This window comes from Streptomyces sp. NPDC059874 (assembly GCF_042731135.1).
Classification (GTDB): Bacteria; Actinomycetota; Actinomycetes; order Streptomycetales; family Streptomycetaceae; genus Streptomyces.
Genome location: NZ_JBHWJY010000021.1, coordinates 1 through 21,220 on the forward strand (window position 1 = coordinate 1; position 21,220 = coordinate 21,220).

Genomic DNA, 21,220 nt, shown 5'->3' on the forward strand with positions numbered 1-21,220 from the left:
GCGTCTCCTCGGGCGTCGAACGTTTCCAGGGGTCGGAGGGCCGAGGGTGGTTGCGTTCGACGCCCTGCGGGGACGCCCCGACGCACACCCGGCCCCGGCGGGGTGGGCCGGGCCCCGCGGGGGCGTCCCGGCGGGGGTTTACGCCGTCGTCCGGAGCCAGGTCAGGGCCGCCTGTACCGATCCGGCCTCCGGTACGCCGTCGGGGACCGGGGGGCGGCGTACGACGAGGGCCGGGATGCCGGCCTCGCGGGCCGCGGTGAGTTTGGGGGCGGTGGCCGAGCCGCCGCTGTCCTTCGTCACGAGTACGTCGATGCGGTGGCGGGCCAGCAGCTCCCGCTCGTCGGAGAGGGTGAACGGGCCCCGGGCCAGGAGGACTTCCAGGTGCGGGGGTACCGGGCCGGCCGGCGGATCCACCGAACGCATCAGGAACCAGGTGTCGGTGAGGTGCGCGAAGGTGTGCAGGCCCATCCGGCCGGTGGTGAGGAAGACGCGGGTGCCGAGGGCGGGGAGCCGGTCGGCCGCGTCGGCCAGGGAGTCCGCGAAGGTCCAGTCGTCGGCCGGCTCCGGGGTCCAGCCGGGCCGGCGCAGCGCCAGCAGCGGGATCCCCGAAAGGGCCGCGGCCTCCCAGGCGTTGAAGCTCATCCGCTCCGCGAAGGGGTGGGTGGCGTCGATGACGTGGGTGACGTCGTGGGCGACGGTCCAGGCGGCCAGGCCCGTGACGCCGCCGAAGCCGCCGATCCGGGTCTCGCCCGGCGGGAGGACGGGTGAAGTGACCCGGCCCGCGAGCGAGGTGGTCACCCGGTATGCCGGATCGGCGGACAGGGCCTCCGCGAGGCGGCGGGCCTCCGTCGTGCCGCCCAGGATCAGGACGTGGTGCGTGGGTTCAGCAGACATGCCGGTCGCGCTCGGGGGAGTACAGGTGGCTGTCACGGAACTGCTCGGCGCCGAGGGTGCGGCCCACGATGATGACGGCGGTGCGGACCAGGCCGTGTTCCTTCACCTGGGCCGCGATGTCGGCGAGGGTGCCGCGCAGGATCAGTTCGTCGGGGCGGCTCGCCATCGCGACCACCGCCACCGGGCACTCGGCCCCGTAGTGCGGCAGCAGTTCGTCGACCACCCGGTCCACGTAGCGGGTGGCGAGGTGCAGCACCAGCAGGGCGCCGCTGCGGCCCAGCGTGGCCAGGTCCTCGCCGGGCGGCATCGGGGTGGCCTGCTGGGCGATCCGGGTGAGGATGACCGTCTGGCCGACGGTGGGGACGGTCAGCTCCCGCTTCAGGGCGGCCGCCGCCGCCGCGAAGGCGGGGACGCCGGGGACGACCTCGTATGGGATGCCGGCCGCGTCGAGCCGCCGCATCTGCTCCGCGACCGCGCTGAAGACGGACGGGTCGCCGGAGTGCAGCCGCGCGACGTCCTGGCCCGCTTCGTGGGCCCGTACGCACTCGGAGACGATCTCGTCCAGGTTCAGCTGCGAGGTGTCGACCAGACGGGCGTCCGGCGGGCACTCGGCCAGCAGTTCGCGCGGGACGAGGCTGCCCGCGTACAGGCAGACGGGTGCGGCGGCCAGGGTCCGGGCACCGCGCACCGTGATCAGGTCGGCGGCGCCGGGGCCGGCACCGATGAAGTACACGGTCATGACTGGTCCTTTTGCTTGGTGACTGACCACTGGGTGACGGGCATCGCCTGGCGCCAGCCGGTGAAACCGCCCACGGGCACGGCGTGTGCGACGGCGAGCTTCACCAGTTCGCCGCCGTGGCGGCGGTAGCGGTCGGTGAGGACCGCCTCCGATTCCAGGGTGACGGTGTTGACGACGAGCCGGCCGCCGGGGGTCAGGGCCGCCCAGGCCGCGTCCAGCAGGCCCGGTGCGGTCAACCCGCCGCCGATGAACACCGCGTCGGGCGCCGGGAGGCCGGCGAGCGCGTCGGGTGCGGCGCCGACGACCACGCGCAGGCCGGGTACGCCCATCGCCGCCGCGTTACGGGTGATCCGCGCCGCCCGCTCCGGTACGCGTTCCACCGCGACCGCCCGGCACGAGGGGTGCGTCCGCATCCACTCGATGCCGATGGAGCCGGAGCCGCCGCCGATGTCCCACAGCAGCTCGCCGGGGGCCGGGGCCAGCGCGCACAGGGTCGCGGCGCGGACGTGGCGCTTGGTGAGCTGGCCGTCGTGCTCGTAGGCGGCGTCCGGCAGGCCGGGGGTCGCGCCGAGGCGGGGGGCCCGGTGGGCCGGGTCGCGGCGGCAGTCGACGGCGACCACGTTGAGGGGGTCGCCGGGCGCGCGGTGCCAGTCGTCGGCCGTGCCCTCGTACGAGTCTTCGCGCTCGGAGCCGAGCTGTTCCAGCACCCGCATCCGGCTCGGGCCGAAGCCCCGCTCTCGAAGCAGAGCGGCGATCTCGTTCGGGGTCGCCGCTCCGGCACTGAGCACCAGCACCCGGCGCCCCTCGTACAGGGCGGCCGCGAGCCGGGCGACCGGGCGGCCCACCACCGTGACCACCTCGGTGTCCTCCACCGGCCAGCCCAGGCGGGCGCACGCATAGGAAACGGAGGAGGGGTGCGGGTGGACCAGCAGGGCGCCGGGTCCGAGCTCCTCGGAGAGCGCGCGGCCGATCCCGTAGAACATGGGGTCGCCACTGGCCAGCACCGCGATCCGGCGGCCCGCGTGCTCGGCCATCAGCTTCGGCACGGCCGGCCGCAGCGGGCTCGGCCAGGGCACCCGTGCCCCGGCGCACTCGGCGGCCGGCAGCAGGTCCAACTGGCGCGGCCCCCCGATCAGCACCTCGGCGCGGGACAGCGCGGACCGCGCGGCGGCGGTGAGCCCGGCCCAGCCGTCGGCGCCGAGGCCGACGACCGTCACGGGTATGGGGGGCGGTGCGGAGCTCACTGCGCGGTACCTCGGGGACGGGGAGAGGGTGGGCGGGAGGGCGGGGAGGGGGCGGAAGCGGAACGACTGCGGAACCGCAGCCTACTGGCCTGCGGATCCGGGGTGGGAGCCTGCCCTGGCTCCCGGCCCGCGCCGACGCGGGCTACCCTCGGTAACCCATCTGTCGCGAGGGAGACGCCATGCCCGGCTGGAACGCCACGAACATCCCCGACCAGCGCGGCCGGACCGCGGTCGTGACGGGGGCCAACAGCGGGATCGGCTACATCACCGCCCGCGAGCTCGCCCGGCGCGGCGCCACGGTCGTGCTGGCCTGTCGCAGCGCGGCGCGCGGACGGGCCGCCGTGGTGCGACTGCGCGTGGAAGTCCCCGCGGCCGAAGTGGAGTTCGCCGAGCTCGACCTCGCCGAGCTGGCGTCCGTACGGGAGTTCGCGAGGGCCTTCGGGAAGCGCCACGAATCCTTGGACCTGCTGGTCAACAACGCCGGAGTGATGGCCCTGCCGTTCGGGCGCACCGCCGACGGCTTCGAGACCCAGTTCGGGGTCAACCACCTCGGCCACTTCGCCCTGACCGGCTTGCTGCTGCCGAGGCTGCGGGCCGCGCCGCCCGGCGCCCGGATCGTCAACGTCTCCAGTGGGTTCCACGCGCTCTCCGACATAGCCCTCGACGCCCTGGGCGACGAGCACGACTACCGGCGCTGGGTCGCCTACGGCCGCTCCAAGACCGCCAACCTGCTCTTCACCCACGAGTTGGCCCGGCGCTTCACCGCCGCCGGCTCCGCGATCACCGCCGCCGCGTCCCACCCCGGCTACGCCTCCAGCAACCTGCACTCCGGAGCCTCCAAGCTGGAGGGCCCCAGCCTCATCTCGCGGATGTCGGCCGTCGGCAACGCCGTCATCGCGCAGCCCACCGCCTCCGGTGCGCTGCCCACCCTCTACGCGGCCACCGCGCCCGGCGTGCGTTCCGACGACTTCATCGGGCCGCGGTTCGGCTGGCGCGGGGCGCCCGCCCGGTCCTGGCGGGCGAAGTGGACCCTCGACGACAAGTCCGGCGAAGCGCTCTGGGCCGCCTCCGAGAAGCTCACGGGAGTCTCGTACGCGTCCCTGCCGCGCTGACCTCGCGGAGGCGAATCCGGACCACCGGACGGTCCCTGGGGCGGAACCGCGCGTACGTGCGGGCGCCCCACCGTGAGCCCGTCCGCCCCCGGGGCGCCTCGGGCGCCCCGGACGGCACCTGACCTGCCCGCCGCCCGCCCCGGGAGACTCGGCGGCATGAGCGACGACGACACGGACAACCACCCAGAAGCCCACGATCGCGCGGTGCCCGACGGGGCCCGCGCCACCGAGGAGCCGCGGAGGCGCTGCGCCGGAAGGCCGCCGCCCCGCTTGCGAGAGCTCGGCTACGTCGAAGCCCTGTTGCCCGGGGAGACCGGCCGTGCCCGGTTGATCTGCCCCAGGACCGCACCCGCCGCCGCGCGGAAGTCCTTCACCGCCTGCCAGAGCGCGTGCTCCCGCTCTGCGGCGAGGGCGGTGTCGGCAGGTTTGCGGGTCGTGTCTCCCGCGCGGGCGTCCTCCACCATCCGCCGTACGACCGCGGAGAGGGCCTCGGAGGCGCGGGCCACGTGGTCGGCCGCCTGCGCCGCGGGCGGCGGCCCTTCGAGGTGGACGATCTCGGCGGAGCGGTGCACTGTGCGCGCCAGTGCGACGAAGCGCTCCACCTTCTCGTCGACGTCACGCAGATCCGGGCTCTCCGGCCGCAGCGCGCCGAGTACGGCGTCCAGCGCGACGTCGCGGTCGTGCAGGGCGCCCAGGTAGTTCGCGTAGGCCTCCCGGCGGTGCTGCCTGCGCCACTGCTCGTGTTGCGAACGTGCCGCCGTACGTCCCGTCAGCATCGCCGTGCCAAGGGTGGTGAGCGAGCCTACGGCGGCGCCGAGCAGTGCGGTGAGTCCTGCGTCCATGGGGCAATTCTCCTCGGGGCCAGGCCGGTTCGGGCCATCGCCTTGTCCTAAGGCTTGGTGGCGCGCTCGTACAGGGCCCGGACGCCGTCGCCGAAGTAGCTGCTGTACGAGGTCTCGTCGTCGCCGCCCCCGTCGCGGCCGCCGATCACCCCGATCAGGGTGGTGCCGTCGGTCAGGACCGGGCCGCCGCTCGTGCCGTTCGGGACGTCCGCGCAGTCCAGACGCAGCTGCGTCGGCCCGGCCGCGACCGCCGTGTTGCGGCAGTCCAGTGGTTCCTCGGAGTCGTTCGGATAGCCCATGACCCGGGTGGGGGCGGGGAGTTCGGGCCCGAAGGCGATGGTCTCGGCCCCGGTGACGTCCTCCAGCCGCTGGCCCGGGTAGCCGGGGCGGCGCAGCCGGAGGAAGGCGACGTCGAGGTCCGGGTCCTGGTCGTCGATCCAGCGGGGGTCCACGTCGATGCGGGTCGGCACCCAGACGCCGTACGGGGCCACGCCGTCCCGGTATCCGGGGGCGAAGGCCAGGTTCGTACGGAAGCCGCCGGTGTACACGCAGTGGGCGGCGGTGACGATCAGGTCGCCGCCGGGGGAGTGGACCACCGCGGCCGAACAGTGGTGGTCGGGGTCGGCGTCGGGACCGGGGGAGAAGAGCGCGCCGATCGCGGGCTCGGCCGCGGCCGGCCGGGCCTCCAGGGGGTCGGAGGGCTGCCAGCCGCCGGAGCGCCAGCTCACCGGGCCGCCGCCGAAGGCCTTGCCGTCCATCGGCGGCTCCGCGGCCTCCTGGACGATCCCGTCGAGCACCTCGGAGGCCGTCCGGTCCGCGCGCTCGGGGTCCTGCTGGTACACGCCCCGCTCCGGATCGCCGTCCGCGAGGTGGGCGGCGATGGCGCGCAGCTCCCAGACGTACCAGCCGCCCGCGAGGAGCAGCGCGCACAGGACGGCGAGGAGCGCGGAGCCCCGTACGACCCGCGCCTCAACCCTGCTGACCATCCGGTTCTCCCACCCCACAGACATCTTCGACCCTCCGTCAGATGGGGCGGCGCCGGGGCCGGTTCCGAATCGGGAACGTGTCGGTGCTCACAATCGACCCGCGGCCGGCCGGTCCTGCCGCGCCCGGTCCCCAGTCGCCGTCGGCCGGGGGGCCGGTCGAGGGAACTCGGTCGCGGATTGCGAACTCGCCATACTCTGCCCCCGGTTGGCGGCTCGGCGCTATCGTGCCGGGCGGGGGCGACTGTGCGAGGGGGCGGGGTGCGGATGCGGTTTCTCTTTGTCCACGGTACGGGGGTGCGGCGGGAGCGGCACGACTCGCTGTTCGCGTTGGTTCGGGAGCGGCTGGTGGGGCGCTTTCCCGGGGCGGACGTCGACTCCTGTTACTGGGGTGATCGCTTCGGTGCGAGCCTCGGTGCGGGCGGCCGGTCCGTGCCGGGGCTGCGGCCGAGGCCGGACGCCGCCGCGGATCCCGTCGACGCCGAGACGGCCGCGTGGGCGCTGCTGATCGCCGACCCGTTGTGCGAGGTGCGGGTGCTGGCCGAGGCGGGCTGGGACGCCGGAAGCGGTGATGACGACGGCTTCGGCATGCCCGGCGTGCAGTCGGAGGGGGCCCGCGTACTGGCCCTGCTCGCGGGAATGTCGGGTGAGCGCGACGACGGCGACGAGCTCGGCGGCCTGCTGGCGGGTACCGGGCTCCGCGCCCACCACGCCGCGGCCCTGGATTCCGTCGCCCGCTCCGACGAGGCCGCGCGGGCCGGGGCACGGGCCGCCGACGTGGCGCAGGCGCGCGAGTTGGCCACGGCCCTCGCGCGGGCCGTGACCGCCGCCGCGCTCGCCTCCGCCGGAGCCGAGGCCGACTGCACCGGCGCCGAACGGGACCGGCTCGTCGAGCTGCTCACCGCCCGCCTCGGCGGCGACGCCCGGGTGCCCGGCGCCCGCGCGGCCGCCGTACTGGGCCGGCTCGCGATGCGCGTCACCACCCAGCCGCTGCTCAACGCCTGGCGCGGCTCCCTCACCGTCGGCGCCACCCCCGCGCTCGGCGACATCCTGCGCTACCAGGCCCGCGGCCACGACCTGCGCGCGTTCCTGCACGCCCGGATCACCGACCGGCCGGGGCCGACCGTACTCATCGGGCACAGCCTCGGCGGGATCGCCCTCGTCGACCTCCTCGCCCTCGCCGCCGCCCGCGGCGAGCCCGTCCCCGGCGCCGAACTGCTGGTCACCGTCGGCTCCCAGGCCCCCTTCCTGTACGAACTCGGCGCGCTGACCGCCCTGGAACCCGGCGCGAAACTCCCCCACGGCTTCCCGCGCTGGCTCAACGTGTACGACCGCCAGGACGTGCTCGCCTACCTCGCGGGCCCCGTCTTCCCCGGCGACCCGAGGATCAGCGACCACGAGGTGGGCAGCAGGCAGCCCTTCCCCGCCTGCCACAGCGCCTACTGGAAGCAGAACACCCTCTACGAGCGGATCGAACAGGCGGTGACCGAGGCGGGGATCGGGTGAACCCCGACGCCATGGGCCCCGGCGTCCTGCCGGCGGCCCTCGAACCCGGGCGCACCTTCGCACTGGTCGCCGGGGTCGAGCGCTACACCATCAGCGACCGCTGGAACCTGCGCGGCCCGGCCCGCGACGCCCTGCGCTTCGCCCGCTGGCTGACCGGCCCCGCGCAGGTGCCGCCCGACAACGTCCGGCTGCTGCTGTCCCCGATCGACGAGCCGGACACCCTCGACTGGTCGGGCTCCCCGGCCATGGAGACCCTCCGGAGCGAGTACCGGCCGGCGACCGAGGGAAACGTGAAATCGGTGCTGCTCGACGAACTCCCGAAGTGCGACGGCGACCTGCTCTGGATCTTCTGGGCCGGACACGGCTACCTCGGGCCCCGCGACGAGCTGATGCTCCCCTGCGCCGACGCCCACGCCGGCCAGATCCTCCACCTCAACCTCGACTCGATGCTGCGCTGGTGGCGCACCGACCTCGTCAAGCACCGCCGGTTCCCGCTCCAGGCGGCACTCGTCGACGCCTGCCGGGTCGACGCGCCCCGCGACACCCGGTGGAACTTCCCCGACAACGACTACCGCGGCGGAAGTTCGGTACCCGGCCGACGCCAGTTCCGGCTCTACGCCTCCCGCGAGGGCGAGGCCGCGCAGAACGACGCCGAACGCGGCGAAGGGCTCTTCAGCGAGGCCCTGCTCACGGAACTCGGGCAGCGGTCCGTACAGGAGAGCGTCAACGGACTGGCCGCCTCCGCCCGCACCATCCACCGCACGTTCCGGGAGCGCCGGGAGCGCGGCGAGGGCTGGCAGCTGCCGCAGTTCATCGTCGACCGGAACTGGGACGCCTGCTCCTTCCTCGACGACGACCTGCCCGGCGCAGCCCCGCCGCGGCCCGCTCCGCCCCGGGCGGCCCGCCTCGACCAGATCGCCTGGGACCGGCTCGGAGCCCTCTTCGCGGGCCGCGGTCTGCCGCGCCACGCCCACGAGGCCTACGCGTGGGCGTTCAAGGCGGCCGGCTGCACCACCCCGGTGGGCGGCGTCGGCCTGCCCGGGGACACCCTGCTCGACGTGGTCCAGGACCTGGACGAGCGCCAGGGCGGCAGCACCGGGAGCACCGGCATGCCGCTGGCGGTGCCGTTCGTGAGGTTCCTCGCGGACCGGGCGGCGGCGGCCGACGAGGCCTGGGCGGCCGGGCTGCTGGACTGGGTACGAGACACCCGCGAACGGCTGGGCCTGCCCGTGCTGCCGCCGCCCCCGAGCCCGGCACCCCGGACCGTCGTGGACGTCCGCCTGGACGTGCCGCCGGGCGGCGAGGACGGCTTCCTGGTGCGGATGTGGCTGCGCGCGGACGGGACGCGTCAGGTGTGGGAGTCGGAGGGCGAGCCGCTGCCGCTGGACGCCGTACGGGAAGAACTGGTACGGCAGCTCGCCCTCATCGGCGGGGCGCGGGCGGGCGACCCCGCGCCCGGGCAGTCGTACAGGGCGGTGGACCGGATCGAGTTCCACGTTCCGTACGAGCTGCTGGACGCCGGCTTCGACCAGTGGCCGGTGCCACGCGGCCCGGCGCGCCGCCCCCGGGCCCTCGGCCTGCTCTACCAGGTCGTGGTGCGCTGCCCGGAGGAACGGGCCGACACCCGGGCCGAGTGGCACAACAAGTGGCGCTGGCTGTGCGTCCGGGGCGGCCGGGACCCCGAAGCCGTCCGGGTGGTGGGGGACGCCGAGGCGACCACGGAGGTGCTCGGCCTGGAGCTGGCGGCGGGCCATGCGCCCGCCTGCGTCCTCGCCCACACCACCACCGCCCCGCACGAGGGGCTGCTGGAGGCCGTACTCGAAGGCGGCGTCCCGGTGGCGGTGTGGCGGCGCGGTGGCGGCGTACCGGCGCCCGCACTCCTCGACCTGCTGGCACCCGCCGGGCCCGACGGCCGTCCCGACCCCGGGGCGCTCGACGTACTCGACCTGCCCGCGCGGATGCGGGAGGTGCGCCGGAAGGCCGCCGGAGTGGGCGCGGGCGCGGCGGCAGAAGGCGCGCGCCCTCGACAACGGCCTTCAGGGGGAGACCAGTTGGTGCTCTTGTGGGACGATCCCGACGACGTGCCGGGCCTGCGCCCCCTGGCCTGCCCCCCTGAGCCCTGACCCCTGAACCCTGACCCCTCGGCCCTCACCCCCGGGCCCCGATCCCCGACCACGGAAGACGGCGACACCGACGATGGAGGCAGAGGCAGTGGCGAAGGACTGGTGGCTGTACCACGGGACCGGTGAGGGTACGGACCGGCGTGCCCGTCTGGAGGCCGGCCCCCCGCCGCCCTGGCGCAAATTCGAGGGCGAGCCGGACCCGGAGTACGCGCCGCCCGGCTGTGTGGGAAAGGCCTGGAAACAGACCGAGAAGCGCGGGGAAGGGTACGTGCCCGACGAGCCGGAGATGGACGTCGTGAACACGGCACTGCACCTGCGCAGGCCGCTGCTCATCACCGGGAAACCGGGCGTCGGCAAGTCCACCCTCGCCTACAGCATCGCCACGGACCTGCGCTTGGGCCCCGTACTGCACTGGCCGATCACCAGCCGGACCGTGCTGCGCGACGGGCTGTACCAGTACGACGCCGTCGGGCGCCTCCAGGAGGCCGGACTGGAGCAGCTGAGCCCGCCGGGCGCCGACCCGGGCCGGCCCGCCCAGCCGGCGAACGCCGGGCCCCCCACCGCCCCCTCCATCTCCCGCTACCTGCGCCTGGGGCCGCTCGGCACCGCCCTGCTGCCGCAGCACCGCCCGCGCGTGCTGCTCGTCGACGAGATCGACAAGAGCGACATCGACCTGCCCGGCGACCTCCTCACCGTCTTCGAGGACGGCGGGTTCGTCATCCCCGAACTCGCCCGCCTCGCCGCGCAGAGCCCCGCCGTCGACATCGGAACGGAAGACGGCGCGGGCGCCGCCGTACGCATCAAAGCCGGTGTCGTGCAGTGCCTCTACTTCCCCGTGGTCGTCCTCACTAGCAACGGCGAACGGGACTTCCCGCCCGCCTTCCTGCGTCGCTGCGTCCGCCTCCACCTGGAAGCACCCGGACCGGACAAACTCGCCCGCATCGTGCGCCGCCGCCTCGGCGTCGACATCGAGGCCAACGACGAATACCGGGAACTCGTGCAGTCCTTCCTCGAGCGCGCCGAGGACGGCGACCTGGCCACCGACCAGCTCCTCAACGCCATCCAACTCCGCCTCGCCGGAGCCTGGTCGGCGCCCGGCGACCGGGACCGTTTCCTCGCCACCGTCATGCACCACCTGACCGGGCCGACGGCGTGATCGAGAAGCTGCTCGCCGCCTTCGCCGACGGCGCCGGGGACACCGGCCCGCGCCCCGGCGTCGGCGTCGAGGAGATCGCCGACATCCTGTGGCTGGCCGCCCGGGTGGACCCGGCGGGCGCCCGCACGCCCGCGGAGCCACCAGCCCCTCCCGGGGGCGAGCAGCAGCCGGCCGGCGCCCCCGAGCCGCCCGAGGCCGGACCGGCCTCCGGCGGCGGCCGGGACGGCGCGGAGCCGGCCGTGCAGCTGTACCCGGCCGCCGTCCCCGTCCGCGCCGGAGCCGGGAAACCGGCCGACGCGACCGGTGGCCGCCGCGGCACGCCCCTGCGGCTGCCCCGGGCCGGATCCCTCGACGACCCGCTCGGCCTGATGCGCTCCCTGCGCCCGCTCGGCAGGCGCTCCATCGGCGGGCCGGGGGAGGAACTGGACGAGCAGCTCACCGTGGAACGCAGCATCGAGCGGATGGTGCCCACCCCGGTCCTGCGGCCGGCCGAGAGCCGCTGGCTGGACCTCGCCCTGGTCGTCGACACCCACCACTCGATGCTGCTCTGGGCGGACCTCGTGGACGAACTCCGCCGGGTCCTGACCCGCAGCGGGGTCTTCCGCGACGTACGCACCTGGCAGCTGACCGGCACCGGCTCCGGTGCCACCCCCATGGTCAACCGCGGCCGCGGCGGCCCGCCCCGCAACCCCCTCGAACTGGCCGACCCGGCGGGCCGCCGCCTGTTCCTCGTGCTCTCCGACACCGTGGCCGGAGGCTGGCGCGAAGCCCCGCTCCAGGCGGTGCTGCGGCACTGGAGCGGGCACAACCCGGTGGCCGTGCTCAACGTGCTGCCCGAACGGCTCTGGACCCGCGGCGCCGTCCGGCCCACCCCGTTCGCCGTCCGCGCGGACCGCCCGGCCGCCGCCACCCGCAGCTGGCAGCGGGTACCGACCGCCCGCCGCGCCCGGCGCCGACGCCCCTCCAGGGGCATGGTCCCCGTCGTCGGACTCGCCTCGGCGAGCCTGGCCCGGCTGCTGCGCGTGGTGTCCGGGGACGGCCGGTGGCGGCGCCTGGCCTGCCTGAGCCTGGACGCCGAACCGGGGTACGTCGCCCCGCCTGCCGCCCCCGCCCCGGCGGCCCCCACCGCCCTGGAGGCCGTCGACCGCTTCCGCGCGAATGCCTCCCCGACCGCGCAGCAACTGGCCGCCCACCTCGCCGCCGTACCGCTGACCCTGCCGGTGATGACCCTGGTCCGCCGCTCCCTGCTGCGCGACTCGGAACACGGGCACCTGGCGGAAGTCGCCCTGGGCGGGCTCTTCGAGCCGTGGGGCGCGGAACAGAGCGCCGAGGAGGTGGAGTTCGAGTTCCTGCCCGGCGTACGGGAGGCCCTGCTCGGCTCACAGCTGCGCGGGGAGGTGGCCGCCGTACGGGAACTCGTACGCCGCCGCGTCTGGGAGTACATGTCCCGCAACCGCGGCCCCGGGCCGGACTTCTCCGCGACCCGCGTCACGAACGGGCGGGAGGGGCGCCGGCTGGTGCCGGACGAGGCGTTGCCCTTCGCGGCGCGGCCGCGACCGGGCCTGCCGGGGCCGGGCCTGACCGACCGCGTGGTCCGGGTCCGGTACGACGCGATGCCGGAGCCGCAGGAGGTCGGCACGCTGCTGACACCCCGGCTGGTGCTCACCGTCGGGGACGACCTCCTTGCGCGGAACACGGTCGCCTGGGTCCGGGTGCGCGGGGGCCGGGAGCTCCCGTGTCGTCCGGTGTGGGGTGACGAGGCACTGCCCCGGGTGTTCCTGCTGCTGGCGGACGAGGACTTGGTGGAGCCGGAGGCCTGGCCGGGACCTCTGGGCTGGGCGTTCGGAGCGGTGGCGCCGGAGCGGGTCCGCGTCGACGGCTCCACCGACCGGGGGGACCCGGTCACGCTGACGGGCGAGCTGCTTCCGGACGAGGGCACCCGCAACGGCGAACTCGTGCGGCTCTCCACGGAGCCGGAAACCTGGATGCACTTCCGCGGCGGGCCGGTCTCCCGCGACGGACAACTGATCGGGGTGGTACACGGCGTCTGGCCGGACCGCATGGTGTTCCTGGCGGCCCACGCGCTGCTGGAGCACGGCAGCGGCTTCCATGCGGCGATGGCGGAGCACGCGCGGGGTCGCTCCGGGGAGTCCCCGGAGACCGGGGACCGGGGCGGGTCTGTGTACCTGGGGGTGACCGTACGGGTCAGCACGGAAGTGACCCGACAGGTGGCAGTGCCGGAGGTCGCGGCGCTCCTGAGGGAGGTCATGGACGAGATCGGGGCGACCGGAGAGGTGATCGAGACTTCACCGGCGGACCTCCTCGTGGTGATGCGTGAGCCTCGCGCCCTCGGATACGCCGGTCGCCTGCTGTCCGAAGTGGATGCGAGGCTGTTCGCCTTCAAACGTGCCCGCCCGGAATGGATGCTGGCGCTCGCGGTGTCGATGGGTGTCGACGAGGACAGCCCCGAGACGGTCGGCTACGGAGGGGGCGGATACGGAGGGACGCTGGGGAAGGCCCTGCGGTTGATCCGGTTTCCCGAGCTCGCCGAACGGTGGCAGTGGCCGTCGGAAACCCGCCCGCTCGACGTCGTGCTGTCCCACGCCATGTACGAACGGGTCGGCGAGCTGCTCGGCCCCGCCGCTCTGGCATCCCTGACACCGCTGGCAGGCGGGCTGGAGGGATGGTCGTGCAATGGCGTCGCGGGAGAGCTGGGACGTCTAGTGGCCGAGGCTCACGGGATCCTGGGCACGGACATCGTCTGGCAGACCTGCGACTTCACTGACCCGGAGGCCCCCGGGAGGCTGTGGTGCATCGGCATCTGCGTACTCGGCCACACCCGCTGCCTGGCCCACCTGGAGCCCGGGCAGCGGGCCTCTTTCCTCGGGACGGTCCGGCCGGGATCGCCGGTGGACTTCCGGGGGACCACGTTCGACGGAGGCCTGCTCACGGAGCTGCTGGAGGCGCTGCGTGACCTGGGCTCGGGTGAGGTGAGACTGGGTCCGGCGATCTTCGACCACGCGCGTTTCACCGACCACTGGAGCACGGTCGGGGCCTCTTTCGCGGGACATGCCTCCTTCCGGCGAGCCGAGTTCGAGGGGCGGGCGCTGTTCCTGGAGACCACGTTCGCCGGGCCGGTCGTCTTCGACGATGTCGTGATCCGGAGCTCGGCCGAGTTCGGCCGGAGTCTGTTCGCCGACGTGGCAACGTTCCGCCGCGCGGTGTTCATGGATACCACCGGGTTCACGCAATGCACCTTCAACGCGCAAGTCTTCTTCGACCAGGGGGTGTTCGAGGCCCCATCGGACATGAACGGGAGCCGCTTCGAGGAGCCGGCGCACTTCACCCGGACGAGATTCCGCGAGCCGATCGGCCTGCACGAGGCCGAGTTCCTCGGCCTCGTGACCTTCGCCCATGCGGTATGGGAGCGAGGTCTGTTGTCGACCGGGATGCGGTTCGAGGGCCCGGTGACCTTCGACCACGCCGAACTCCGGGGCCGGGTGAGCTTCGAACGCATGACGTTCGCCGCGAACCCGACCTTCCCGCTCCCGCCCGCCCCGGAGCACCACCGCTGGGTCGTCGAACGGCGATCGGACGGCTCGTGGGACATCAGCCTGCTCGAACCCGACGAGGAAGAGTCAGGCTCCGGAGCGTGAGGCCTCCAGCCGGCGCTCCGGCCGGCCGTCGGTCGACGACGCCGCCGCCGACAGGCTCGCCTCGATCTCGTCGAGGGCGCGGCGGGCCGTGGCGATCCGCTCGTGGACGTCCGCGCCGCCCTGCGCCGGGACCCGGTTGTTCTCCTCCTCGATCTCGCGTGCCTCGTCGAGGGAGTTGAGGACCACGCCGATCAGGACGTTCACCAGCACGAAGGAGGCGAACAGCGCGTACGAGGCGTAGTAGATGATGCTCAGCCGCGAGATCTGCAGCCCCGCCCGCACGGCGTCCGTGAGCCCGTCGAGTGTGGTCAGCAGGAAGAGGGTGAGCCCCGCCCGGCCGACCGAGCCGTAGTGCCGGGGGTCGGCCTCCGCGAAGCAGACCCAGCCGATCATCGCGTACACGTACACCACCAGCGCCCCGATGAACAGGAAGCTGGCGGTGCCCGGCAGGCTGCGGCCCACCGCGATCAGCAGGATGCGCAGGTGCGGGAGGAAGCGCGCGGTGCGCAGTACGCGGGCCAGGCGCAGCAGTCGCAGCAGGGTGGCGTTCTCGCGGATGAACGGCAGGAAGGCGCAGGCCACGACCACGAGGTCGAAGACGTTCCACGGGTCGCGGAAGAATGCTTTCGGCTGATCGGCGTGCGCGCCCATGCGCAGCAGGATCTCCAGCGTGAACAGGGCCAGGCAGCATTCCTCGGCGCCGCCCAGCAGCAGTCGGTACTCGCGGGCGAGACCGCTGTACGTCTCCAGGCCCATCAGCGCCGCGTTGAACAGGATCGCGCAGAAGACGACGATCCCGAAGGCGGGTGCCTCCGTCGCGAGCCGGCATCTGGCCGCCAGCTTCATCCGGCCGCGTCCGGCGGGCATCGGGTTCGTCGTCGTGCTGGTCATCGTGCTCCTCGTACGTTCGACTGCGTCGCGGGCGATCGGTCGGCCCATGCCTCTAACGCGTTACAGCCGATCGGGTTTCACCCCGTCGCGCGGCCCCGAAGGGGTGGAAGTGCGTGGTTAGGGGCGGTTAGGGGATCGGCGGCGCCGCGGGCAGGCCATAGGTTCCTGGCGGAACGATGGGCATCGAGCGAAGGAGCATCGCCATGGCTGAGGTCACCGAGACCACCGAGACGTGGACCACCCCGGACTTCGTCGCGTACGAGACGGCTTTCGAGGTCACCGCGTACGCCGCGCGTCTGGAGAAGTGAACCGACGGTCGGCGGGCGGGAGTCCGGGCGACGGACTCCCGCCGTGGCGGGAGATGACATGACGGCAATGGCAACCGAAACGGCGGCAGCGCTGGACGAGGCCGAGTTCATCGGCGTCCTGCGCGGGCTCTCCTCCTCCTACTGGGGCTCCCACCCCTTCCACCGCCGGCTCCACGACGGCGGGCTCGACCGGCGGGCGCTGCGGCTGTGGGCCGCCAACCGGTGGTACTACCAGCGGATGCTGCCGCAGAAGGACGCGGCGATCATCAGCAACTGCCCGCTGCCCGAGATCCGGCGCGCCTGGGTGGACCGCCTCGCCTACCACGACGGGACCGAGCGCGACGAGGGCGGGATCGAGCGCTGGCTGCGGCTGTGCGAGGCCGTCGGCCTGAGCCGCGACGAGGTGATCGACGAGCGGCACGTGGTGCCGGGCGTGCGCTTCGCGGTCGACGCGTACGTGACCTTCGCCCGTACCCGGCCGTGGCCGGAGGCCATCGCCTCCGGGCTGACCGAGATGTTCGCGGGGCACCTGATGACCCGCCGGGTCACCGACATGCTCGCCCACTACGACTGGATCCGTCCGGAACACCTGGCCTACTTCACGGACCGGATCGAGGCCGTGTCCGGCGAGGGCAAGGGCACCTTGGACATCGTCGTCCGGCACTGCGCGACGCGCGAGCAGCAGGACGCGGCCGTGGCCGCGCTCCGCTTCAAGACCGAGGTGCTGTGGCAGATGCTCGACGCGATCGAGCGCGCCGCGGCGGACGACCAGCACAAGCCGTAGGACCCGTCGCAGCGTACGAAGGAGTGGCCGTGGACAGGCCCGTGCTCGGCCGCGGAGTGCGGCTCATCTACGACAGGACGCGGCAGACCCATGTCGTGCTCCACCCCGAGGGGGTGCTGGTGCCCAACCGCACCGCCGTCTCGGTGCTCGAACTCTGCGACGGGGCCACGACGGTCCCGCAGATCACGGTGGCGCTCGGCGACAGGTACGCCGGAGTGCGGGAGGAAGAGGTCGACAGCGTGCTGGACCGGCTGACCGAGAGCGGTGTCGTGCGATGGATCTGACACCTGACCGGAACGCCACCGTGGAGCCGCCGCTCGGGCTGCTCGCCGAGCTCACGCACCGCTGCCCACTGCACTGCGCCTACTGCTCCAACCCGCTCGAACTCATCGAACGGGAGAAGGAGTTGAGCACCGAGCAGTGGAAGCGGGTGTTCACCGAGGCGCGCGAGATCGGCGTGCTCCAGGTGCACCTGTCCGGTGGCGAGCCACTGGCCCGCCCCGATCTGCCCGAGCTCGTCTCGCACGTCAGCGGCCTCGGCTGCTACGTCAACCTCGTCACCAGCGGCCTCGGCCTCACCGAAGCCCGGCTCGCGGACCTCGTCGAGCGCGGGCTGGACAACGTACAACTGTCCGTGCAGGGCGCGGACGCGGCGCGGGCGGACCTGCTCGCCGGCGCCAGGGCCCACCACCACAAGATCGCCGCGGCCCGGCTGATCCGCGCGCAGGGCCTGCCGCTGACCGTCAACGCCGTACTCCACCGTGCCAACCACGACCAGCTCGCGGGCCTCATCGAGCTGGCCGAGAGCATGGGCGCGGACCGGCTGGAGCTCGCCAACACCCAGTACTACGGCTGGGCGCTGCGCAACCGGGCCGCCCTGATGCCCACCCCCGAGCAGCTCGCGGCGGCCGAACCGATCGTCCGGGCCGCCATGGAGCGGCTGAAGGGCACGATGGAGATCGTGTACGTGCTCGCCGACTACTACGAGCCGTACCCCAAGCCGTGCATGCACGGGTGGGGCGCGCTCCAGCTCACCGTCGCGCCCGACGGGACCGTACTGCCCTGCCCGGCGGCCGGCGCGATCACCACCCTGGACCTCGACAACGTCGCCGAGCGGCCGCTGACCGAGATCTGGTACGAGTCCAGCTCCTTCAACGCCTATCGCGGCGAGGAGTGGATGCCCGACCCGTGCCGCAGCTGCGACCGGCGCTCCGTCGACCACGGCGGCTGCCGCTGCCAGGCCTTCCTGCTGACCGGGGACGCGGCCGCCACCGACCCCGTCTGCTCCAAGTCCGACCAACGCGGACTGGTCGACCTGCTGTTGGCCGATCCGGGAGCCGAGCCCCCCGCCCTGGTGATGCGCGGACCCGTGGCGGCACGCCGATGAGGATCGTGCTGCTCGGCACCGCCGCAGGCGGCGGCTGCCCGCAATGGAACTGCGCCTGCCCGGTCTGCGTGTCGGGCGCGCCCGCGCGGACCCAGGACGGGGTCGCGGTCAGCGCCGACGGCAAGGACTGGTACCTGGTCAACGCCTCGCCCGACATCCGCGCGCAGATCCTCGCCACCCCCGAGCTGGCGGCCGGCCCCGGACCGCGCGAGACACCGGTCCGCGGGGTGCTGCTCACCGACGCCGAACTCGACCACACGCTGGGCCTGATGATGCTCCGCGAAGGGGCCGGGCTGCGGGTGTGGGCGCCGAAGGCGGTGCTCGGGGCCCTGGACACGGGGTTCCCGCTGCGGGGGATCCTCGGCGGCTACGGCGGCTGGGAGTGGTCGCGGACCTCGGCCGGGCAAGAGGTGGGCGGGCTGCTGGTCACCACCTTCGCGGTCGGCGACAAGCGGCCCAAGTACGCCCGTGCGCTGCCCGGGGCGAGCGGCCCCTGGGTGGTCGCCTACCGCTTCGAGGACCCGGAGACCGGCGGGGCCTTCGTGTACGCGCCGTGCCTGGCCTCCTGGCCGACCGGCTTCGACGCGTTCACGGCCGGAGCCGGGTACGTCCTGCTCGACGGGACCTTCCACTCGGCGGCGGAGTTCGGCGGCGCCACGCGCGAGGCCGGAGCGGGCGCCGCACAGGCGGCGATGGGCCACCTGCCGGTGACCGGCCCGGGCGGGAGCCTGGAGCGCATCCGGCGGCTGCGGGACGAGCGGCCGGGGACGAGGTGGGCGTACACCCACCTCAACAACACCAACCCGATGGCGGATCCACGCTCGGACGCCCACCGCGAGGTGTGCGCGGGAGGCGCGGAGATCCCGGCCGACGGAACGCGCGTCAAGCTCTGAGCCCCGAATGCCGATGACGGTACGGAAGAGTCCGGCCACCCGATCGGGGTGGCCGGACTCTTCCTGTGTCAGGCGCGCTACGCGATCCGCTCGCGCACCAGCTCGATCACCTCGGCGGCATGCTCGTTGAGGTAGAAGTGCCCGCCGGTGAAGGTGCGGAAGGAGCAGGGGCCGTCGGTGTGCTCGGTCCAGCCCTCGGCCTCCTCGGCGGTCACCTCGGGGTCGCTGTCCCCGTTGAGCACCACGATCGGGCAGGCCAGCGCCGGACCCGGGCGGTACCGGTAGGTCTCCGCGGCCTTGTAGTCGCCGCGGATCGCCGGGAGAACCGAGCGCAGCAGTTCCTCGTCGGCCAGGACCGCCGGGTCCGTGCCGCTCATCCGCTGGATCGTGGCCAACAGCCGCTCGTCGGGGGCCAGATGGACCTGCTCGTTCTCCCGGTGGCGGGACGGGGCCCGGCGCCCCGACGCGAACAGGGCCACGGGCGTGATGCCGACCGCCTCCAGCCGCAGCGCCACCTCGAAGCCCAGCGTCGCGCCGAGGCTGTGCCCGAACAGCGCCACCGGCCGGTCGCACCACGGCCGCAGCTCGGCCACGAGCAGGTCCGCGAGCCGGCGTACGTCGTCCACGCAGGGTTCGCCGCGTCGGTCCTGGCGGCCCGGGTACTGCACCGCCACCACGTCGGCCGCGGGGGACAGGGCGCGGGAGACGGGGAAGTAGTAGCTGGCCGAGCCTCCCGCGTGCGGGAGGCAGAACAGCCGCACCGCAGCCTCCTCGGCGGGGTGGAAGCGGCGCAGCCAGGCACTGGGCGCCCGCACGGTCGTGGTCGTACCGTTCATGTGTGGTCGGTGTCCTTACGTAGTCGGTTCACGGGGCGGTCCAGCTGCCCGGCGGGCGCCAGCCGCGCGCGGGACCCCAGGCGGCCCGGGGCCGGGGCGGGGCCTGCTCCTCGGCGTCGTCCCGGCCCCGGGCGGTGGAGAGCAGCACGAGCAGGACGGCGGCGAGTTCCGTGCCGTCCGGGGCGCCGCGCACGATCCTCAGGTGGGGTTCGGCCCGCTCGCTCATCGGGCGTTCTCCTCTTCGGTAGGTGGTCAGAACGGCGGGTTGCCGTGCTTGCGTTCGGGCACCGGCACGTGCTTGGCGCGCAGCACGTCCAGGGCGTCCACCAGTACCTGCCGGGTCGTGGCCGGGTCGATGACGTCGTCGACGAGACCGCGCTCGGCGGCGTAGTACGGGTGCATGAGTTCCTGGCGGTACTGCTTGACGCGCTGCGCGCGCGCCGCCTCCGGGTCGTCCGCGGCGGCGATCTCCCGGCGGAAGACGACGTTGGCCGCGCCCTCCGCGCCCATCACCGCGATCTCGTTGGTGGGCCACGCGAAGGACAGGTCGGCGCCGATCGAGCGGGAGTCCATCACGATGTACGCGCCGCCGTACGCCTTGCGCAGGATCACCTGCACCCGGGGCACGGTGGCCGCGCAGTACGCGTAGAGCAGCTTGGCGCCGTGCCGGATGACCCCGCTGTGCTCCTGGTCGCTGCCCGGCAGGAAGCCCGGCACGTCCACCAGCGTCACCAGAGGGATGCTGAAGGCGTCGCAGGTCTGCACGAACCGCGCCGCCTTTTCCGCCGCTTGGATGTCCAGGACCCCGGCGAGGGAGGCGGGTTGGTTGGCGACGATGCCCACCACGTGGCCGTCCAGCCGGGCCAGACCGCAGATGATGTTGGTCGCCCAGTTGGCGTGGACCTCGAACAGATCGGCGTCGTCGACGATCTCCTCGATCACGGCCCGCATGTCGTACGAGCGGTTCGGGTCGGCCGGCACCAGCTGGGCCAGCGCGTCACCGCGCCGGTCCGCCGGGTCCTCGCAGGGCACCGACGGCGGTAGCTCACGGTTGTTGGACGGCAGCAGCGACAGCAGGTGCCGTACCTCTTCGAGGCACTCCTCCTCGGTGTCGTACAGGAACGCGCTCGCCCCGGAGACGGAGGAGTGCACCTGCGCGCCGCCGAGGTCGTTGTGCGTGATCTTCTCGCCGGTCACCGCCTGCACCACGTCGGGGCCGGTGATGTACATCTGCGAGATGTCCCGCACCATGAACACGTAGTCCGTCAGGGCGGGCGAGTACGTCGCCCCGCCCGCGCACGGCCCGAGCATCACGCTGATCTGCGGGATCACCCCGGACGCGGCCACGTTGCGGCGGAAGATGCCGCCGTACCCGGCGAGCGCGGTGACGCCCTCCTGGATACGGGCCCCCGCGCCGTCGCTGAGCGAGACCAGCGGGGCGCCCGCCGCGACCGCGAGGTCCATCACCTTGTGGATCTTCTGCGCGTGCGCCTCGCCGAGCGAACCGCCGAATATCCGGAAGTCGTGCGCGTACACGAACACCTTCCGGCCGTCGACCTGGCCCCAGCCCGTCACCACACCGTCGGTGTGCGGCCTGCGGTCCTCCAGGCCGAACCCCGAGGCCCGGTGCCGGCGCAACTGCTCGATCTCCCGGAAGGTACCCGGATCGAACAACAGGTCCAGCCGCTCGCGCACCGTCAGCTTGCCGCGCGCGTGCTGCGCCTCGGAGGCGCTCGCGGACGGGCCCAGCTCCACGGACTCCTTGATCGCTCCTAGTTCGGCCACTCGGACACTCACATCGGCAACTGTCATGCTCCACCCGTCTCTTCGGCCATCGGGCCCGCCGATGGCGGCGCCCTGGGCAGT

At 73.7% G+C, this 21,220-nt stretch carries 19 protein-coding genes; 10 read left to right on the forward strand and 9 right to left on the reverse strand.

The window, feature by feature from the left end; translation table 11 throughout:
• Nucleotides 1-138: 138 nt before the first annotated feature.
• Genes ACFV9H_RS14745 through cbiE form a run of 3 tightly spaced genes read right to left on the reverse strand, consistent with a single transcriptional unit; the run spans nucleotide 139 to nucleotide 2,877 of the window.
• Nucleotides 139-894, reverse strand: a complete 756-nt coding sequence (locus tag ACFV9H_RS14745) for a cobalt-precorrin-6A reductase (protein ID WP_385397671.1) — start codon at nucleotides 892-894, stop codon at nucleotides 139-141.
• Nucleotides 884-1,633: a precorrin-4 C(11)-methyltransferase gene (cobM, locus tag ACFV9H_RS14750; protein ID WP_385397673.1), complete on the reverse strand. Its 750-nt coding sequence runs from the start codon at nucleotides 1,631-1,633 to the stop codon at nucleotides 884-886. The genes ACFV9H_RS14745 and cobM overlap by 11 nt, the downstream gene beginning before the upstream one ends.
• On the reverse strand, nucleotides 1,630-2,877 hold the full coding sequence (gene cbiE, locus ACFV9H_RS14755; protein WP_385397675.1) for a precorrin-6y C5,15-methyltransferase (decarboxylating) subunit CbiE: 1,248 nt from the start codon (nucleotides 2,875-2,877) through the stop codon (nucleotides 1,630-1,632). The genes cobM and cbiE overlap by 4 nt, the downstream gene beginning before the upstream one ends.
• Before the next feature lie 179 nt (nucleotides 2,878-3,056).
• On the opposite strand from cbiE, the gene ACFV9H_RS14760 reads away from it, so the two are divergent.
• Nucleotides 3,057-3,989, forward strand: coding sequence for an oxidoreductase (locus tag ACFV9H_RS14760; protein WP_385397677.1), 933 nt, complete (start codon nucleotides 3,057-3,059; stop codon nucleotides 3,987-3,989).
• A gap of 284 nt (nucleotides 3,990-4,273) precedes the next feature.
• On the opposite strand, the gene ACFV9H_RS14765 is transcribed toward ACFV9H_RS14760, so the two are convergent.
• Both ACFV9H_RS14765 and ACFV9H_RS14770 read right to left on the reverse strand, forming a co-directional pair.
• A complete protein-coding gene (locus ACFV9H_RS14765; RefSeq protein WP_385397679.1) occupies nucleotides 4,274-4,831 on the reverse strand; it encodes a proline dehydrogenase in 558 nt (185 codons plus the stop codon).
• 47 nt (nucleotides 4,832-4,878) lie between these two features.
• Complete coding sequence (locus ACFV9H_RS14770) at nucleotides 4,879-5,817, reverse strand: trypsin-like serine peptidase (RefSeq protein ID WP_385397680.1); 939 nt, start codon at nucleotides 5,815-5,817, stop codon at nucleotides 4,879-4,881.
• Between the two features lie 264 nt (nucleotides 5,818-6,081).
• Between ACFV9H_RS14770 and ACFV9H_RS14775 the strand changes: the two genes are divergently transcribed.
• From ACFV9H_RS14775 to ACFV9H_RS14790, 4 genes are all read left to right on the forward strand, one after another.
• Complete coding sequence (locus ACFV9H_RS14775; protein ID WP_385397682.1) at nucleotides 6,082-7,320, forward strand: hypothetical protein; 1,239 nt, start codon at nucleotides 6,082-6,084, stop codon at nucleotides 7,318-7,320.
• Nucleotides 7,317-9,443, forward strand: a complete 2,127-nt coding sequence (locus ACFV9H_RS14780; RefSeq protein ID WP_385397684.1) for a hypothetical protein — start codon at nucleotides 7,317-7,319, stop codon at nucleotides 9,441-9,443. Before ACFV9H_RS14775 ends, ACFV9H_RS14780 begins: the two co-directional genes overlap by 4 nt.
• A 73-nt stretch (nucleotides 9,444-9,516) precedes the next feature.
• Nucleotides 9,517-10,599, forward strand: coding sequence for an AAA family ATPase (locus ACFV9H_RS14785; RefSeq protein WP_385397686.1), 1,083 nt, complete (start codon nucleotides 9,517-9,519; stop codon nucleotides 10,597-10,599).
• The gene (locus tag ACFV9H_RS14790; RefSeq protein WP_385397688.1) at nucleotides 10,596-14,255 is read left to right on the forward strand and encodes an SAV_2336 N-terminal domain-related protein; all 3,660 of its coding nucleotides are present in this window, start codon (nucleotides 10,596-10,598) and stop codon (nucleotides 14,253-14,255) included. The genes ACFV9H_RS14785 and ACFV9H_RS14790 overlap by 4 nt, the downstream gene beginning before the upstream one ends.
• Here ACFV9H_RS14790 and ACFV9H_RS14795 read toward each other — a convergent pair.
• Nucleotides 14,238-15,146 (reverse strand): ion transporter, encoded by a 909-nt coding sequence (locus tag ACFV9H_RS14795; RefSeq protein ID WP_385397689.1) that lies wholly within the window; start codon nucleotides 15,144-15,146, stop codon nucleotides 14,238-14,240. The two genes, ACFV9H_RS14790 and ACFV9H_RS14795, sit on opposite strands and share 18 nt — an antisense overlap.
• Nucleotides 15,147-15,349: 203 nt before the next feature.
• Here ACFV9H_RS14795 and pqqA point away from each other — a divergent pair, with 203 nt between their 5' ends.
• The 5 genes from pqqA to pqqB are packed head-to-tail and all read left to right on the forward strand — an operon-like array spanning nucleotide 15,350 to nucleotide 18,518.
• Nucleotides 15,350-15,454, forward strand: a complete 105-nt coding sequence (pqqA, locus tag ACFV9H_RS14800) for a pyrroloquinoline quinone precursor peptide PqqA (protein ID WP_385397690.1) — start codon at nucleotides 15,350-15,352, stop codon at nucleotides 15,452-15,454.
• 58 nt (nucleotides 15,455-15,512) lie between these two features.
• Nucleotides 15,513-16,238 (forward strand): pyrroloquinoline-quinone synthase PqqC, encoded by a 726-nt coding sequence (gene pqqC, locus ACFV9H_RS14805; protein WP_385397692.1) that lies wholly within the window; start codon nucleotides 15,513-15,515, stop codon nucleotides 16,236-16,238.
• Between the two features lie 29 nt (nucleotides 16,239-16,267).
• Entirely contained in the window at nucleotides 16,268-16,522 is a 255-nt protein-coding gene (gene pqqD / locus ACFV9H_RS14810) for a pyrroloquinoline quinone biosynthesis peptide chaperone PqqD (RefSeq protein WP_385397694.1), read from the forward strand.
• On the forward strand, nucleotides 16,513-17,625 hold the full coding sequence (gene pqqE, locus ACFV9H_RS14815) for a pyrroloquinoline quinone biosynthesis protein PqqE (RefSeq protein WP_385397696.1): 1,113 nt from the start codon (nucleotides 16,513-16,515) through the stop codon (nucleotides 17,623-17,625). The genes pqqD and pqqE overlap by 10 nt, the downstream gene beginning before the upstream one ends.
• Nucleotides 17,622-18,518: a pyrroloquinoline quinone biosynthesis protein PqqB gene (pqqB, locus tag ACFV9H_RS14820; RefSeq protein WP_385397698.1), complete on the forward strand. Its 897-nt coding sequence runs from the start codon at nucleotides 17,622-17,624 to the stop codon at nucleotides 18,516-18,518. Before pqqE ends, pqqB begins: the two co-directional genes overlap by 4 nt.
• A 77-nt stretch (nucleotides 18,519-18,595) precedes the next feature.
• On the opposite strand, the gene ACFV9H_RS14825 is transcribed toward pqqB, so the two are convergent.
• Genes ACFV9H_RS14825 through ACFV9H_RS14835 form a run of 3 tightly spaced genes read right to left on the reverse strand, consistent with a single transcriptional unit; the run spans nucleotide 18,596 to nucleotide 21,166 of the window.
• The gene (locus ACFV9H_RS14825) at nucleotides 18,596-19,354 is read right to left on the reverse strand and encodes a thioesterase II family protein (protein ID WP_385397700.1); all 759 of its coding nucleotides are present in this window, start codon (nucleotides 19,352-19,354) and stop codon (nucleotides 18,596-18,598) included.
• 28 nt (nucleotides 19,355-19,382) lie between these two features.
• On the reverse strand, nucleotides 19,383-19,580 hold the full coding sequence (locus ACFV9H_RS14830; RefSeq protein WP_385397702.1) for an acyl-CoA carboxylase epsilon subunit: 198 nt from the start codon (nucleotides 19,578-19,580) through the stop codon (nucleotides 19,383-19,385).
• A 26-nt stretch (nucleotides 19,581-19,606) separates the two neighbouring features.
• Nucleotides 19,607-21,166, reverse strand: a complete 1,560-nt coding sequence (locus ACFV9H_RS14835) for an acyl-CoA carboxylase subunit beta (protein WP_385397704.1) — start codon at nucleotides 21,164-21,166, stop codon at nucleotides 19,607-19,609.
• Nucleotides 21,167-21,220 lie beyond the last annotated feature (54 nt).

What these genes read in the sequence shown, in the direction of transcription:
- ACFV9H_RS14745 (WP_385397671.1), bottom strand. Translation starts at nt 894, where the DNA reads ATGTCTGCTGAACCCACGCACCACGTCCTGATCCTGGGCGGCACGACG.
- cobM (WP_385397673.1), bottom strand. Translation starts at nt 1,633, where the DNA reads ATGACCGTGTACTTCATCGGTGCCGGCCCCGGCGCCGCCGACCTGATC.
- ACFV9H_RS14760 (WP_385397677.1), top strand. Translation starts at nt 3,057, where the DNA reads ATGCCCGGCTGGAACGCCACGAACATCCCCGACCAGCGCGGCCGGACC.
- ACFV9H_RS14765 (WP_385397679.1), bottom strand. Translation starts at nt 4,831, where the DNA reads ATGGACGCAGGACTCACCGCACTGCTCGGCGCCGCCGTAGGCTCGCTC.
- ACFV9H_RS14770 (WP_385397680.1), bottom strand. Translation starts at nt 5,817, where the DNA reads ATGGTCAGCAGGGTTGAGGCGCGGGTCGTACGGGGCTCCGCGCTCCTC.
- ACFV9H_RS14775 (WP_385397682.1), top strand. Translation starts at nt 6,082, where the DNA reads ATGCGGTTTCTCTTTGTCCACGGTACGGGGGTGCGGCGGGAGCGGCAC.
- ACFV9H_RS14785 (WP_385397686.1), top strand. Translation starts at nt 9,517, where the DNA reads ATGGAGGCAGAGGCAGTGGCGAAGGACTGGTGGCTGTACCACGGGACC.
- ACFV9H_RS14795 (WP_385397689.1), bottom strand. Translation starts at nt 15,146, where the DNA reads ATGACCAGCACGACGACGAACCCGATGCCCGCCGGACGCGGCCGGATG.
- pqqA (WP_385397690.1), top strand. Translation starts at nt 15,350, where the DNA reads ATGGCTGAGGTCACCGAGACCACCGAGACGTGGACCACCCCGGACTTC.
- pqqC (WP_385397692.1), top strand. Translation starts at nt 15,513, where the DNA reads ATGACGGCAATGGCAACCGAAACGGCGGCAGCGCTGGACGAGGCCGAG.
- pqqE (WP_385397696.1), top strand. Translation starts at nt 16,513, where the DNA reads ATGGATCTGACACCTGACCGGAACGCCACCGTGGAGCCGCCGCTCGGG.
- pqqB (WP_385397698.1), top strand. Translation starts at nt 17,622, where the DNA reads ATGAGGATCGTGCTGCTCGGCACCGCCGCAGGCGGCGGCTGCCCGCAA.
- ACFV9H_RS14825 (WP_385397700.1), bottom strand. Translation starts at nt 19,354, where the DNA reads ATGAACGGTACGACCACGACCGTGCGGGCGCCCAGTGCCTGGCTGCGC.
- ACFV9H_RS14830 (WP_385397702.1), bottom strand. Translation starts at nt 19,580, where the DNA reads ATGAGCGAGCGGGCCGAACCCCACCTGAGGATCGTGCGCGGCGCCCCG.
- ACFV9H_RS14835 (WP_385397704.1), bottom strand. Translation starts at nt 21,166, where the DNA reads ATGACAGTTGCCGATGTGAGTGTCCGAGTGGCCGAACTAGGAGCGATC.